We start from the raw sequence: 13,777 nt of genomic DNA, 5'->3' as shown, positions 1-13,777 counted from the left end.
AAATTAAGAAATTACTCCACTACCTAATACTTCATCATCTTGATGCCAAGCTACAAACTGCCCTTCTGTAATAGCAGATTGAGGTTCATCAAATACAACATACATTCCATTTTCAAATTGATGCAAAATCGCCTTTTGTAAAGGTTGACGATAGCGAATACGTGCCATTACTTCCATGGTTTGATGAGGGAACAAAGCTAGATCTTCTCGTATCCAATGAACTTCTTCATTTTTTATAAATAGTGCTTTTTTAAATAATCCTGGATGATTTGCTCCTTGACCAGTGTAGATAATATTTTTTTCTACATCGGTTTCAATGACATACAATCCTTCTTTGGTTCCTCCTACATTTAATCCTTTTCTTTGCCCTTTGGTAAAATAATGAGCTCCCTGATGTTTTCCAACAGCTTTTCCTATTTCGTTAGAATAATCTCTATTTCTTGATTCGTAAGCAAAAAATTCTTCTTCTGAATTAAATGTTGGAATCTCTTGATTAAAAATAGCTGCCTCTTCGGGAACTTCAATAATAATACCTTCTTTGGGTTGTAATTGTTGTTGCAAAAATTCGGGCAAACGTACTTTCCCAATAAAACAAAGTCCTTGAGAATCTTTTTTTTCTGCTGTGATTAAATCTAACTTGGCAGCTATTTCTCTAACTTGTGGTTTGGTTAATTCTCCAATTGGAAATAATGCTTTTGCTAACTGTTCTTGAGACAACTGACACAAAAAATAAGATTGGTCTTTGTTTGCATCTTTACCTGCTAGCAATTGATATATTTTCTTACCTTCATTTTCAATAGTTCCTTTTCTACAATAATGTCCTGTAGCTACATAATCAGCACCTAATGATAGTGCTATTTTCATAAAAACATCAAACTTTATTTCCCGATTACATAAAACATCTGGATTGGGAGTTCTTCCATGTTCATATTCTTTGAACATATAATCTACAATCTTCTCTTTATATTGTTCAGATAAGTCAACTGTTTGAAAAGGAATTCCTAATTTTTCAGCAACTAAAAGTGCGTCGTTACTATCTTCTAACCAAGGACATTCATTAGATATTGTTACAGAATCATCATGCCAATTTTTCATAAAAAGGCCAATTACTTCATATCCTTGCTCTTGCAGTAAATAAGCGGCCACACTAGAGTCTACTCCACCAGATAACCCTACTACTACTCTTTTCATTTTATTCAATTTTATTTTTTGGCTTTAATTCTGTTGGTGCCATTTTACCTTCTTTATTTTTTTCTAAGTGAAATGTTTTTCTGGTTTCCTTTGAAATTTTCTCTTTTGAAATTAACTTACCGTTTTCATAAGTTTCCCAATAACCCCATTTGCGATCGTTTTTATATTGTCCCTTTACATTTAAATTCCCTTTACCATCATAATATAATGCAGTACCATGCAATTTACCATCTTTATAACTTACTTCTTCAAGTATCGTTTCATTTTCAGCATATTTTTTATATACACCATCTAATTTACCATTCACATAATTGGCATGTTCTGCAAGCGAACCATCTTGGTAAAAAACCTTTCTTATTCCGTTTAATTTTCCTTGTTTATAATTTTCTACAGATAATAATTGGTCGCTATCAAAATGATAATATTTCCATTCTCCTTGCGGCAATTTATCAACTAATAACCCTTCGCTTACTTTTTTACCATTTTGATGATAAAAAATAGCATAACAAGACCCATCTCCTTTAGAAAAATCTCTAGTAGCTATAACCGTACCCGCTTTAGTGTCGTCAAAGTATTTAAAAATACCTGTTTCTTTGCCATGATTAAATTTACCCTCATAACGCGGTCTTTTAGATTCTTTGTGAACTCCTTTCCAAACACCATGCCTTTTACCATTGGCATCCATTTGATTCGTTTGTTCTTGTGAATGAGCATCAAAACAAAGCAATAAGGAAAAAAGTAAAACAGTATATAATTTCATCACTCTCATTTAAAATATATAAGTATTATTTTTATAATCAATTGGTTGAACAGTTTTTAACTGAACGTTAAATTTTTCATTTTTATTGTCTTATCTATTTTATTTTGTTTAAAGTTTTTTAAATTTGTTTAAACAATAAAACAAAAAGCTATGAAAAACTTTGCAAAATTAATCAAATTAACTTTAATCGCGACAACATTTCTAACGATGTTTTCATGTACAGATGATGATACTGTGGTAACCCCAGTAAACAATAGTATTGCTGCAGTTGCATCTAGATCACCACAATTTACCAATTTAGTTGCTGCATTAGATAAAGCAGGATTAGTACAAACATTAGACCAAAATGGTCCTTTTACAGTTTTTGCTCCTACTAATGATGCATTTAGTGCATTTTTAACAGCTAACAATTACACTTCTTTAGATGATGTACCAGTACCTGTTTTAAAAGAAATCTTATTGAATCATGTGCTTATGGGAACAAATTTATCATCAAATCTTTCCACAGGATATGTAAAATCGTTAGGTAAAGGTTCTGCCTCATCTACCAATACACTCAGCTTATTTATTAATACTGAAAATGGTGTGATAATTAATGGAGTTGCTAGTGTAACTGCTACAGATATTCTAGCAACAAATGGTGTTATTCATCAGGTAGATGCAGTACTTGGTTTAGCAACGATTGTAGATCATGCCATGGCAAATCCAAATTTTTCTACATTAGTAACCGTAGTAACAAGTACAGACACGAATGGAAACGGTTTTGGTGATCAAAGTGCAATAGCTACAGCCTTAACTACAAACACAAATCCTTTAACTGTATTTGCGCCAACGAATGATGCGTTTGCGGTTGCTGTTGGCTCTGGTGGTTTTGCTGAAAATGCAACTCCAGAACAAGTTTCTACTGTACTTCAGTACCATGTTACTGCTGCTGGTAATGTAGAATCATCGGCATTAACTGATGCTCAAGTTATACCAATGATAACTAATCCAGAACAAAATATAACTATTGATTTATCTGCACCTGCTACACCAAAAATAACAGATCAATCGACCACACAAGCTAATATAATAATAACTGATGTTCAATGTGCTAATGGAATGATACATGCTGTAGATAAGGTTTTACAACCAACATTATAAATTCAAAAACTATCTGAATTTCTTACAAAAATCCCTATTAATGAATTATTAGTAGGGATTTTTTATTTCCCTAATTCTTCTGCTCTATTATTAGCCGCAAAAATTCCTTTTTTTATAGAATCCAAAACATAATGCTCTTTAAAAAGTAATAATGCAGCTTCGGTAGTTCCTTTTTTAGAGGCCACTTTTTCGATCCATTCTTGATGAGATAAATCGCTTCGGTTTTGCAATTGTACGGCTCCAATAAAGGTTTGGTTTACCAAAAATTCAGCCTCAGATTTTGAAAATCCTAAATCTATTGCCGCTTCAATCATTGCATTCATAAAATAGAACACATAAGCAGGTCCACTACCGGAAACGGCTGTAGTAGCATTCAGCATCGTTTCTTTTTCAATATAAATTGATTTCCCTGTAGTATTTATCAAATTCTGAATAATAAATAATTCTTTGCGATCAACCTTTGGAGAGGCACAAAAAACAGTCATTCCTAAGCCTATTTGAGTAGGAATATTTGGCATGGAACGGATAACTTTTTCACAACCTAGTTTATCCTGAATAACTTGCATAGGTATTCCTGCCATAACAGATAAAATAAGATGTTCGTTATGTACAAACAATTGTATTTGTTGTGCCAAAGTGTCAAAATCCTGAGGCTTAACAGCTAGTATAATAATATCTACATCGAATAATTTAGTTTCTGGTTGCGTATAAAAATTTGATTCTGAAATAGAGAATTTATTTTTGTTACTTACATTACTTCGATGTAAGATGTTTATATCTGTAGCTGAGATAAATCGAGAACTTACAAAGCTATTAGCATATGTTTGTCCCATATTTCCATAACCGATGATTAAAGTTTTCATGTTGTATTAACTGTTTTTTTTAAGCTTTTTATAATCTTTTTTAAAGATATTAGCTATCTATTTACTTTAAAATTATACTTTATTTTATAACAATTTCTAAATTATTGTTTAAAAAAAATCCCTATTTAGCAAAATAGGGATGTATATAAAAATAGTATTCAATTATTTTTTCTTTTGTGCTTCTGCTTGTTCCATCATTTCCCTCATTTTTCTTTGGAACTTACTTTCTGTTTTGGGTTTTGATTTATTTTCTTGTATTTGAGCGTGAATCTTGTCCTCTTTTACAATATAATTTTTAATTACTAACATAATTCCAATAGTAATTAAGTTAGAGATAAAATAATATAATGATAAACCAGACGCGTAATTATTAAAGAAGAATAACATCATTAACGGAGAAATATAAATCATAATCTTCATTATTTTACTCATATCTGGCATACCTTCTTGTGTAGGTGCGCTCATTTGTTGATCACCTGTTGTCATTCTCATATAAAAGAAAATCGCAATAGATGCCAAAATTGGGAATAAACTCACGTGACTTCCATATAAAGGAATACGGAAAGGCAACTCATAGATACTATCATACGATGACAAATCATTTGCCCAGAGGAAACTTTTCTGTCTTAAGTCGAACATCGATGGAAAGAATTGAAATAAAGCGTAAAAAACAGGCATTTGCATTAAAGCGGGTAAACATCCTGCCATAGGATTTACTCCTGCTTTTGAATACAGCTTCATCGTTTCTTGTTGTTTCTTCATTGCATTATCTTTGTACTTTTCGTTTAATTCCGCAATTTCTGGGCGAAGTACTTTCATTTTAGCTTGAGAAACATATGATTTATAAGTTACTGGAGACATAACTAATCTTACCAAGATAGTAAATATAATAATGGCAAAACCATATCCTATACCTATACTTGAGATGAATCCAAATACAGGAATAAAAATATAGCGGTTAATCCAACCAAAAATTCCCCAACCAAGTGGCATAATTTCATCTAAATTTCTATCATAATCATTTAAAATCTGATATTTAGCAGGTCCGTAATACCAATTCATATTATAATTAATCGTACCATTTTTAACTTCCAAAGGTACTTGAGCGATAAAATTTTTAGTGAAAATGGTATCTTTCTCTTCATCATCAACCAAATTGTCAGAAACAAATTTAGCTGATTTAAAAGGAGTATCTGTTAATAAGACTGAAGTAAACATATGCTGTTTGAAAGCGATATAGGTTACTTCTTCAGCAGTATCTTCAGAATCTCTAGCCGCATTTAAATAATCGTCTTTTCCTCCTTCATATTCAAAAACTAATTCTGTATATCTATTCTCATAAGAGATACTTTTCTCATTACGATAAGTTTTCAATTGCCATTCTAAATCAACTGGTTTAGTGGTATTGATCACATTTTCTAAACCTTGTGAACGTATAGAAAAATCCAACATATACTCACCTGGTTTCAATACATAACGATACTCTAAAAATTGTGTTGGCCCTGCTTTTAACTGCATGGTTACTACTTGATTATCCCCTTCTTTAGAAACTTTTGGTTCAAAAAATAAATCGGAAGTATGCAACAATCTGTTATCTGTTGTATTTAAAGCTAAGTCAAATTTAGCATTGTTATCTTTGATGATTTTTACAGGTTGATTGGATTTTTTTTGAAATTTGTCGTAACCTAAAACAGTTGCATCAACAATGTAACCTCCTTTACTTGCTATTTTTAAAGAAAGAACATCATTTTTTATTTCTGTAACTTCTTCTTTAGCTGAAGGTAAAGTAGCTGAATACGCGAAAGTTCCTAAAGCCGCTTTTGCTTTCTCTTTAGAAATAGAATCTGATTCGATACTAGCAGTTGCTGGTGATGCCACTACATCTTGCTTTTCTTCTTGCTCTTTTTTAGCCTGTTCTTGTTTTTCTTTTTCTTTTAATTCTTCAGGTGTGGGTTGATTTGAATACATCATCCACATTAAAATACCAGAAATTAATACAAATCCAATAATTGATTTAAAATCAAACTTTTTTTCTTCCATTTTAATTATTTGTTCTATAAGCCAATGCTCCTAGAAATTAATATTACTACTAATTATCGAATAGAAAAAGGAATAGCCCCGATTGCAGTGAACATCCTGTTTGGATCAAATATCAAATATTCTTTGATATGTTTTTTGTTATCCAAACAGATGGTAACGTAAAGCGGGAAAATGGATTGCAACAATTACCAAGCCATTCGCTTCAAACTCTATTTATTTTTATATGCTACAGCAGCTTTCACAAAACTCACAAACAACGGATGTGGATTAGCAACTGTACTTTTATATTCTGGATGATACTGAACGCCTATAAAGAAAGGATGGTTTTTAATCTCTATTACTTCTACCAAACCAGTTTCTGGATTGATTCCGGAAGCAATAAGCCCAGCGCTTTCCAGTTCGTTCAAATATTTTCCATTAAATTCATATCGATGACGATGACGTTCCATAATTTCTGTAGTTCCATAAATTTGGTTAGCCAACGTATTTTCTTTTAAACTACATTTCCAAGCACCTAAGCGCATGGTTCCTCCCATATTTTCAATATCTTTCTGCTCTTCCATTAAATTAATAACTGGATGAGATGAATTTTCATTCATTTCTGTTGAATTAGCATCTGTAAATCCTAAAATAGTACGAGCAAATTCAATAACAGCCATTTGCATTCCTAAACAAATTCCTAAAAAAGGAATGTTATTTTCACGCGCATAACGAACGGTTTCTATTTTTCCTTCAATACCTCTGTTTCCAAAACCAGGAGCAACTAGTATGCCATCTAATCCTTTTAAGTGTTTTTCTGCCGTTTTGACATCTAAATGTTCTGAATGAATCGAAATAATGTTCACTTTAGTCTCATTGGCAGCACCCGCATGAATAAAAGCTTCTAAAATGGATTTGTAAGAATCTTGTAATTCCACATATTTTCCAACTAGTCCAATATTGATTTCATGCTTTGGATTTTTATGTTTCTGTAAAAACTCATTCCATTGTGTTAAATCTGGATTGTTTTTCTCTGGCAATCCTAATTTTTGTAAGGTAACTTTATCTAGACCTTCTTCCAACATTAAATTAGGTACATCATAAATGGTGGAAGCATCAATAGACTGAATTACGGCTTCTTTTTTTACGTTACAGAATAAAGCTAATTTTTGACGTAAATCATCAGATAATTCATGTTCTGTTCTACAAACTAAAATATCTGCTTTAATTCCACTTTCCATCAAGGTTTTCACCGAATGCTGTGTAGGTTTTGTTTTTAATTCGCCAGCAGCAGCTAGGTAAGGCACTAAAGTTAAATGAATTACAATTCCATTTTCATCACCTAATTCCCATAACAATTGACGCACCGACTCAATATAAGGTAACGATTCAATATCTCCTACTGTACCTCCTATTTCAGTAATTACAATGTCAAAATTGCCACTTTGACCTAACAATTGCATTCGTGATTTGATTTCATTAGTAATATGTGGCACAACTTGAACCGTTTTACCAAGAAATTCTCCTCTTCTTTCTTTTTCGATAACAGATAAATATACTCTTCCTGTGGTAACGTTATTTGCTTGTGATGTAGGTACATTTAAAAAACGCTCGTAATGTCCTAAATCTAAATCTGTTTCTGCACCATCATCAGTTACATAGCATTCTCCATGTTCATATGGGTTAAGTGTACCTGGATCGACATTAATGTAAGGGTCAAATTTTTGAATAGTCGTTCGATACCCTCTTGCTTGTAGCAATTTAGCTAGAGAAGCTGCTATAATTCCTTTTCCTAAGGAAGAAGTAACACCTCCAGTAACAAAAATATACTTCGTTTGATTCATTGTGTTGTGGTTTGTAGTTGTAGTTGTTTAAAAAACTTGGCAAAAATACGATTAAATTTATGAAATAGGCAATTTCCAATACGTAAAATTTATTTTTTAGTAATTGTAAAAAAATGAAACCAAAGCTACTTGAACTTAATAGATTTAGTGGATGATATATTATTAATATGGAAACATTAAACTCTAAACTATTTCATTTTTTGTGATACAAAAAAAAAGATAGTATTATACATGCAAAAATGTTAAAAAAATAAGTTTTTTTTATATATTTGAGATAATAAACAATTAAAACAAATACAATGGAAGTTTCAAAATTAAACAGATTTTTAGGCATTTTTATTGACGGAATAATTGGTTCTGTCATTTATTATTTAGGCGTTTTTCTTTATGGAGCAACTGGTATAACCTTTTTAGTATCTATCGGTGGGTTAGCTTATCTTGCCTATATTTTGTTAAGAGATGCTTTATTTGGCGGGCAAAGTATCGGAAAAAAAGTAATGAAATACAAAGCTGTTAAAGAAGATGGAACTTCGTTAAATGGAGACTTTGTTACGAGTATATTAAGAAATGTAACGCTATTAATTCCCTTAGTGGATGCTATCTTAGTTTTGATAGACAAACCTAGACTAGGTGATAATATCGCAAAAACAAAAGTAGTTAATGTTTAAAATTCATTACTAAATATCATAATAAAAAAGCTCCAAAAATTGGAGCTTTTATTTTTTTGGAAAATTTCTTCTAATATTCCGAATCATTTCTTCTAAGCCATTTAGTTTTAATTCATATACTAATTGCAATTGTTCACCTAATTGTCCTTTAGGAAATCCTTTATTAGCATACCAAACAATATAATATTCGGGTAAATCAATTAAAAATCGATCTTTATATTTCCCAAATGGCATGGTGGCATGAGCCAATTTTATGAGTTGTTCGTTTGGGGTCAAAATTAGTTGTTAGTTGTTAGTTGTTGGTTGTTGGTTGTTGGTTGTTGGTTGTTGGTTGTTGGTTGTTAGAAAGGTGAAAACTTAAATTAATTTGGAATAAATTTTTTGTAATTCTTTTTCCAATAGTTGTCAATAGATTCCCATTTATCTCCATAATATCCAACATCACGTTTAATATATTCTAACTCCATTTTTTTATTCCCTTTTATTTTTGAAATTATAATTCCATTTCTTTCTTCTCCATCACAACCTCTACCAGAAATATTTCCTATTTTAAAACATTCAAAATTTTGGATATAAAATAAATCGCTTTCCCAATTTAAATCAGCACATCCTGCTCTATGATATGAATAATAATATTCAGTTCCTTGAATTTTAATCGCATATGGATAATAATCAAAATCTTTGACTAGTCTAAAGTTTAGGTTAATAGTATCAAACAAAAGAATATCATTTATTCCCGGAACATTTGTTATATAATCAATTTGAATATCCATAAATCCATCTTCATTAAAATCTTTGATTTCATACCCACTAGTTAATCCATTATGCTTGTAAAGCGTATCATGATTTGAGTTAAAAAGAATAAAATTACAATCTTGAATACTCTTATCTTTCCAAAAATGATTATCTAATCTTTCAAGATAAAACGTGTTATTATCAAACACTATAGAATCAAAACTAAGCAGAGAGGAATCAATTTCTGAAGTTTCTAGTTCATTATTAATTAAAGCTGCATTGGTAATTTCAATTTTATGCTCAACCTCTATTTGCTTTTCTTTTTTACAGGAAATAAAAATCATTAAAAGTATCAGTATAAAACTTCTAATGATTGTGTTGTCCGTTATATTTAAACGTGAATTTATTTCCAATTAAAAGTTACTTCCTTTTCAATATCTGGATGCAAACTCAATAAAACAGGACAAGTCATGGCTGCTCTTTCTAAGATCGTTTTATTCTTATCTGAAGTTGCAATAGCCATGTTTAATTCTACAATTATCTTGGCAATTTTTCTAGGTTCTGCCTGCATTATTTTGGTAACCAAAATAGTAGAATCTTTCAAATCGACATCTAAATCTTTGGTTTTTATAGCCATGATAGACACCATACAACTTCCCAGAGCTGTTGCGACTAAATCGGTAGGTGAAAAAGCTTCCCCTTTTCCGTGATTGTCAGTAGGTGCATCTGTTATAATTTCATTACCTGATTGCAAATGAATACAAGTGGTGCGCAGTTCTCCTAGGTAAGTTATTTTTGAAGTTGGCATATTTTTATTTTACTGTTTTAATTGTATAATCTGTATCGTAATACAATAAGTACACTCCGTTGTTAATAATGTTTCCATTATAATTTACATAATCGAAAGTGTTTTCAAAATATTCTGTTTTATAATTTTTGACCGATTGTGCAAAGCCTTCTTCCTGACAAATTCTCAAAATAGTATCCCATGTAATATCAAATCCTTTTGCAGCTGCAGCACTTGGCAATGTTCCGTTTTCTTTTTTGTATTTATTAGCAAAAGCTTTATCTGTATCAGTTTCAATTTCTTTTCTGTTTGACGGAAACAACATATTAAGTTCCGTTAAATTAGTCATTGGTATTTCTTCAAAATCTAACGTATCGTATAACTTTAGTACTACTAATTGAATATCGTATTCAGGTTGCAGTTTATTTAAGAAATTGGTTACATTTAAAATCTGTGCGGTTGTTTCAGACTCGATAATCACATAATTTTTTTTCCCTTTTTGTAAAAATATTTTTAATTGATCTGTATCTACACCTCCTTTTGCATTGAAACCTGGGAATTTAATTTCGGGGTATCGGCTTTCTAAAAATTCTTTTGTAGAACCTTTTTTAGCACTTACCACGGCTACAACATTACCATTATTTGCTTTAAAATGTTCAAATAATTTTTTTATCATAAATTCTTCAGAAGGTACGGCATTATATAAATTAGGATACTTAGCTCCTACTTCTTTAGACAATGGAGAAATCACTGGAATACTATCTTTTAATAACAATTCGGCTGTTTTTTCTGCATGAGAATTTTGAAAAGGTCCAATAACTGCCGCTACATTAGAAAAATCATTATCAGAAATTAATTTTGCTATATTAGAAGTGGTTCTTGAGCTTTCAACATCGAGTATCTTTACATTAACTGGTAATCCTAATACTCTAGCAGAATCGATTGCCATTATTGCACCTGAGTAAAATTCTAAAGATAAATTTAATAATGGATTTTCTTTTAAGGTTTGTTTGAAAGAAGAAGAATTTGATTCTACTTTACTAAGATTAAATGGTAATAATAGTACTAAATTTTTCTTTTTATTTTTATTTACTGAGTTCTGTAAATTTCTCACTCTTTTTTCGAATATGAGGGTATCTTTTGCAACTCCATTATCCGTTATATTTGTGATTCCATCTGTATTTGTATTTGAGTTTGATGCACCAGGTAATTTTAAAATCATACCTTCTTTTAAACCTTCCTTTAATTCAGGGTTTAAAGCAACTAACTCTTCTTTGGAAATATTAAGTTCTCTTGTTAAACTATAAAAAGTTTGTCTTGGTTTAACTGTGTAAAGGTTTGTTTCATGGTTAATTTCTGTAACTGTTTTTTCAGATTTCTTTTTCAATGTTAAAACTGAACCTACTTTTAAACCATCACTAGCTTCTGGATTTTGTGCAATAATATCTGCAATAGTAATATGATATTTTTTAGAAATACCATATAATGTTTCTTGTGGTTGTACTTTATGAGAAAAAGTTTCAACTGTATTTTTTGTATTTTGAACTTCTATATAATTTTCATTAACTGGTAATGCCTCTTTTCCAACGATAATTTCTTGTCCTTTTTTTAAACCATCTTGTAATAATTCGGCATTCCATTCTTGTAATTGCGGAACCGTTACTTCATATTCTCTAGCAATACTATATAAAGTTTCTCTTGCTTTAACTTCATGTATAATATTTTTTGTTTCCGTTTTTACCGAAGTAACTTTGGAAGATCCATTTGGAATTAATAGTACACGACCTTCTTCGATACCGTTTTTTGCATCTGGATTTAATCTGTAAATATCAAAAGGAGTAACCTGATATTTTCTGGCAATCTGATATATTGTTTCGCCTTTGGCTACATTATGTCTTAAGAAATTATCTTGTTTTACTTTTGCTGCGCAAGCAGTAAAAACAAAGAATAAAATTAAAAGCTTAAAAATTCTCATAATTAGGTATTAAATTGTTATAGAATAACAAACAGATTTGTGATTTATTATATTATATGGTCAAATTTTATTCCAATTTTACTTCAACTATTTTTGCATTTTCGTACAAAGGTAAACTTTCTTTGGTTTTAATAGCAAACAAAGCTTCTTCAAACCATTTAAATTTTTCAGTATAAATACAATAAGTGAAGGTACTAATATCATAGAAAAAACTAGTTTTTAACTCTCCTTTATCTGATAACTCTCGGGCAAAATCATCTCTTTCTGTCTGACTTTTAGTAACTTTAAGTACAATATAAAAACCGTCTTCAACCTGTTTTAAATTAGTCATCCTTTCAATGGCTGGTAGTTTTTCGTTACTAAAATTACTCGCTTTAATTTTTGCTCTTATCTCTTCTAAAGTAACTTGTTTTTCTGGTTGATCTACAATATTTTTCTCTTTTTTAATATTATTTTGATAACGAATTAATTTTTGTAATGCTAAACGATCGTCATATTCTCTAGCGGCTGCACTGTAAAAAGTTGCTTTTTCTATACGTTTTGTAATAATATATTCTTTTTCTTTTTCTATTGTTGCCATTTTAAAAAATAGCGATTCATTCGTTTTATCACTATCAGCATGAAGTGCTTTAATTTTCTCTATTTGTTCTTGTTCTGCTTTATTTTGAGCTTCAATTTCTGCCATAGATTTACTACGTCTTTTTAGTTCTTGATCTTGGGCTACATTTACTCGTTGCACTTTGTTCATTAAAGCCACATAGTTCTTTCTAGACTCATTTAAATCTCTTTTCAATTGAATAATTAATTTACTCGTTTCAATTCGATTCGCTTGAGTTTCTTTTTGCATTTTTCTATATTCATCCACATCAACTATATTCGAATTTTTTAACTTTTCTAAATCTTCATACATTGTACTTACCAAAGAATCCAGCTTGGTCGTTAATACGTCTTGAATCGTTTTATTAGATTGAAGAATTAATTTCAATTTATCTACTGAAGATCCTTTAGAATCGTCGATTTCTTTTAAATCGACTGCAACAGAATTCATTTTTATAATCTTTTGATTCATTTGTTGTTGCACAATTAAACGATCTTCTAAATCTTCAATTTTTGCATTTTGCGCTTTACTTTTTTCAATTGCAGCATCTTTTTCGGCTAAAGCCAATAACAATTCATTAGAAATATCCTGCGAAGTGATGCCATTTTTATTTACTGCCAAAACTGTACCAACGGCAAATCTATTCACAATTTCAGGATTTTGTAATTCTAATTGTTTAATACTAATGTTGTATAATTTGGAGACAGAATACTTCGTTTCACCTGCTTTTACTTTATGAAAAACGGTTTCTTCGTTAATAATTCTAGATTTTCCATCTATGGTTTTCTTTCTTGTAGGAATAGCAATAACCTGACCAATCTGCAAGCCATCTTTTAAATCGTACTTATTTAAATCTTCCAAATCCTGAACCGAAACATTATACATTCTTGCAATTCCATACAAGGTCTCTTGAGGTTGAACGGTATGACTTGTATTATTTTTAGAAGTTCCTTTTTTTACTTCTTCAGCAGAAAGTGGAATAAGAATTTCTTGTCCAATAGACAAATTATTCTCAGCCAAAGTCGGATTGTTTTTTTTAATGTCTTCAATAGAAATGTTAAGTTTTTTTGAAATAGAATATAAGGTTTCTTGGGGTTGAACTTTATATTTTTTAGTTTTAATTTCTTGAGCAAAAAGCAAATTTGTGCATGCAAATAAAATCCAAAAGTATCTCATGAAAGTTTGTTTGTTAAA

At 30.4% G+C, this 13,777-nt stretch carries 12 protein-coding genes; 2 read left to right on the top strand and 10 right to left on the bottom strand.

The annotated features are described in order from the left end of the window. Positions 1–3: 3 nt before the first annotated feature. Together mnmA and CX675_RS02420 are read right to left on the bottom strand one after the other, a co-directional pair. On the bottom strand, positions 4–1,191 hold the full coding sequence (gene mnmA / locus CX675_RS02425) for a tRNA 2-thiouridine(34) synthase MnmA (RefSeq protein WP_130733628.1): 1,188 nt from the start codon (positions 1,189–1,191) through the stop codon (positions 4–6). Position 1,192: 1 nt separating this feature from the next. Further along, on the bottom strand, positions 1,193–1,951 hold the full coding sequence (locus tag CX675_RS02420) for a toxin-antitoxin system YwqK family antitoxin (protein WP_130733627.1): 759 nt from the start codon (positions 1,949–1,951) through the stop codon (positions 1,193–1,195). A gap of 150 nt (positions 1,952–2,101) precedes the next feature. On the opposite strand from CX675_RS02420, the gene CX675_RS02415 reads away from it, so the two are divergent. Beyond that, positions 2,102–3,094, top strand: a complete 993-nt coding sequence (locus CX675_RS02415; RefSeq protein ID WP_130733626.1) for a fasciclin domain-containing protein — start codon at positions 2,102–2,104, stop codon at positions 3,092–3,094. A gap of 62 nt (positions 3,095–3,156) precedes the next feature. Here the strand turns inward: CX675_RS02415 and proC are convergent, their stop codons facing one another. The 3 genes from proC to CX675_RS02400 form a co-directional block, all read right to left on the bottom strand. Beyond that, the gene (proC, locus tag CX675_RS02410; RefSeq protein WP_130733625.1) at positions 3,157–3,957 is read right to left on the bottom strand and encodes a pyrroline-5-carboxylate reductase; all 801 of its coding nucleotides are present in this window, start codon (positions 3,955–3,957) and stop codon (positions 3,157–3,159) included. Between the two features lie 162 nt (positions 3,958–4,119). Continuing rightward, on the bottom strand, positions 4,120–5,997 hold the full coding sequence (gene yidC, locus CX675_RS02405; RefSeq protein WP_130733624.1) for a membrane protein insertase YidC: 1,878 nt from the start codon (positions 5,995–5,997) through the stop codon (positions 4,120–4,122). Between the two features lie 209 nt (positions 5,998–6,206). Beyond that, positions 6,207–7,820 carry a CTP synthase gene (locus tag CX675_RS02400; RefSeq protein ID WP_130733623.1) on the bottom strand — a complete coding sequence of 538 codons (1,614 nt, stop codon included), beginning with the start codon at positions 7,818–7,820 and terminating at the stop codon, positions 6,207–6,209. A gap of 299 nt (positions 7,821–8,119) precedes the next feature. Between CX675_RS02400 and CX675_RS02395 the strand changes: the two genes are divergently transcribed. Next, positions 8,120–8,488, top strand: coding sequence for an RDD family protein (locus CX675_RS02395; RefSeq protein WP_130733622.1), 369 nt, complete (start codon positions 8,120–8,122; stop codon positions 8,486–8,488). Positions 8,489–8,536: 48 nt separating this feature from the next. On the opposite strand, the gene CX675_RS02390 is transcribed toward CX675_RS02395, so the two are convergent. The 5 genes from CX675_RS02390 to CX675_RS02370 all read right to left on the bottom strand — a co-directional run bounded on the left by CX675_RS02390 (position 8,537) and on the right by CX675_RS02370 (position 13,759). Then, complete coding sequence (locus CX675_RS02390) at positions 8,537–8,764, bottom strand: DUF3820 family protein (protein WP_130733621.1); 228 nt, start codon at positions 8,762–8,764, stop codon at positions 8,537–8,539. 86 nt (positions 8,765–8,850) lie between these two features. Next, positions 8,851–9,567: a hypothetical protein gene (locus CX675_RS02385; RefSeq protein ID WP_130733620.1), complete on the bottom strand. Its 717-nt coding sequence runs from the start codon at positions 9,565–9,567 to the stop codon at positions 8,851–8,853. A 59-nt stretch (positions 9,568–9,626) separates the two neighbouring features. Then, positions 9,627–10,031, bottom strand: coding sequence for an OsmC family protein (locus CX675_RS02380; protein ID WP_130733619.1), 405 nt, complete (start codon positions 10,029–10,031; stop codon positions 9,627–9,629). A 4-nt stretch (positions 10,032–10,035) separates the two neighbouring features. After that, a complete protein-coding gene (locus tag CX675_RS02375) occupies positions 10,036–11,985 on the bottom strand; it encodes a LysM peptidoglycan-binding domain-containing protein (RefSeq protein ID WP_130733618.1) in 1,950 nt (649 codons plus the stop codon). 67 nt (positions 11,986–12,052) lie between these two features. Next, positions 12,053–13,759, bottom strand: coding sequence for a LysM peptidoglycan-binding domain-containing protein (locus CX675_RS02370; RefSeq protein ID WP_130733617.1), 1,707 nt, complete (start codon positions 13,757–13,759; stop codon positions 12,053–12,055). Positions 13,760–13,777: the final 18 nt, after the last annotated feature.

The organism is Flavobacterium sp. J27 (assembly GCF_004303025.1).
Taxonomy (GTDB): domain Bacteria; phylum Bacteroidota; class Bacteroidia; order Flavobacteriales; family Flavobacteriaceae; genus Flavobacterium.
The sequence above is the reverse complement of the archived record's forward strand: the minus strand, read 5'-3'. Positions and strand labels throughout refer to the sequence as shown.

Excerpts from the sequence above, each read along its gene's own strand:
- proC (WP_130733625.1), bottom strand. The coding sequence starts at position 3,957 with ATGAAAACTTTAATCATCGGTTATGGAAATATGGGACAAACATATGCT.
- CX675_RS02380 (WP_130733619.1), bottom strand. The coding sequence starts at position 10,031 with ATGCCAACTTCAAAAATAACTTACCTAGGAGAACTGCGCACCACTTGT.
- CX675_RS02385 (WP_130733620.1), bottom strand. The coding sequence starts at position 9,567 with ATGATTTTTATTTCCTGTAAAAAAGAAAAGCAAATAGAGGTTGAGCAT.
- mnmA (WP_130733628.1), bottom strand. The coding sequence starts at position 1,191 with ATGAAAAGAGTAGTAGTAGGGTTATCTGGTGGAGTAGACTCTAGTGTG.
- CX675_RS02415 (WP_130733626.1), top strand. The coding sequence starts at position 2,102 with ATGAAAAACTTTGCAAAATTAATCAAATTAACTTTAATCGCGACAACA.
- CX675_RS02420 (WP_130733627.1), bottom strand. The coding sequence starts at position 1,951 with ATGAAATTATATACTGTTTTACTTTTTTCCTTATTGCTTTGTTTTGAT.
- CX675_RS02400 (WP_130733623.1), bottom strand. The coding sequence starts at position 7,820 with ATGAATCAAACGAAGTATATTTTTGTTACTGGAGGTGTTACTTCTTCC.
- CX675_RS02375 (WP_130733618.1), bottom strand. The coding sequence starts at position 11,985 with ATGAGAATTTTTAAGCTTTTAATTTTATTCTTTGTTTTTACTGCTTGC.
- CX675_RS02395 (WP_130733622.1), top strand. The coding sequence starts at position 8,120 with ATGGAAGTTTCAAAATTAAACAGATTTTTAGGCATTTTTATTGACGGA.
- yidC (WP_130733624.1), bottom strand. The coding sequence starts at position 5,997 with ATGGAAGAAAAAAAGTTTGATTTTAAATCAATTATTGGATTTGTATTA.
- CX675_RS02370 (WP_130733617.1), bottom strand. The coding sequence starts at position 13,759 with ATGAGATACTTTTGGATTTTATTTGCATGCACAAATTTGCTTTTTGCT.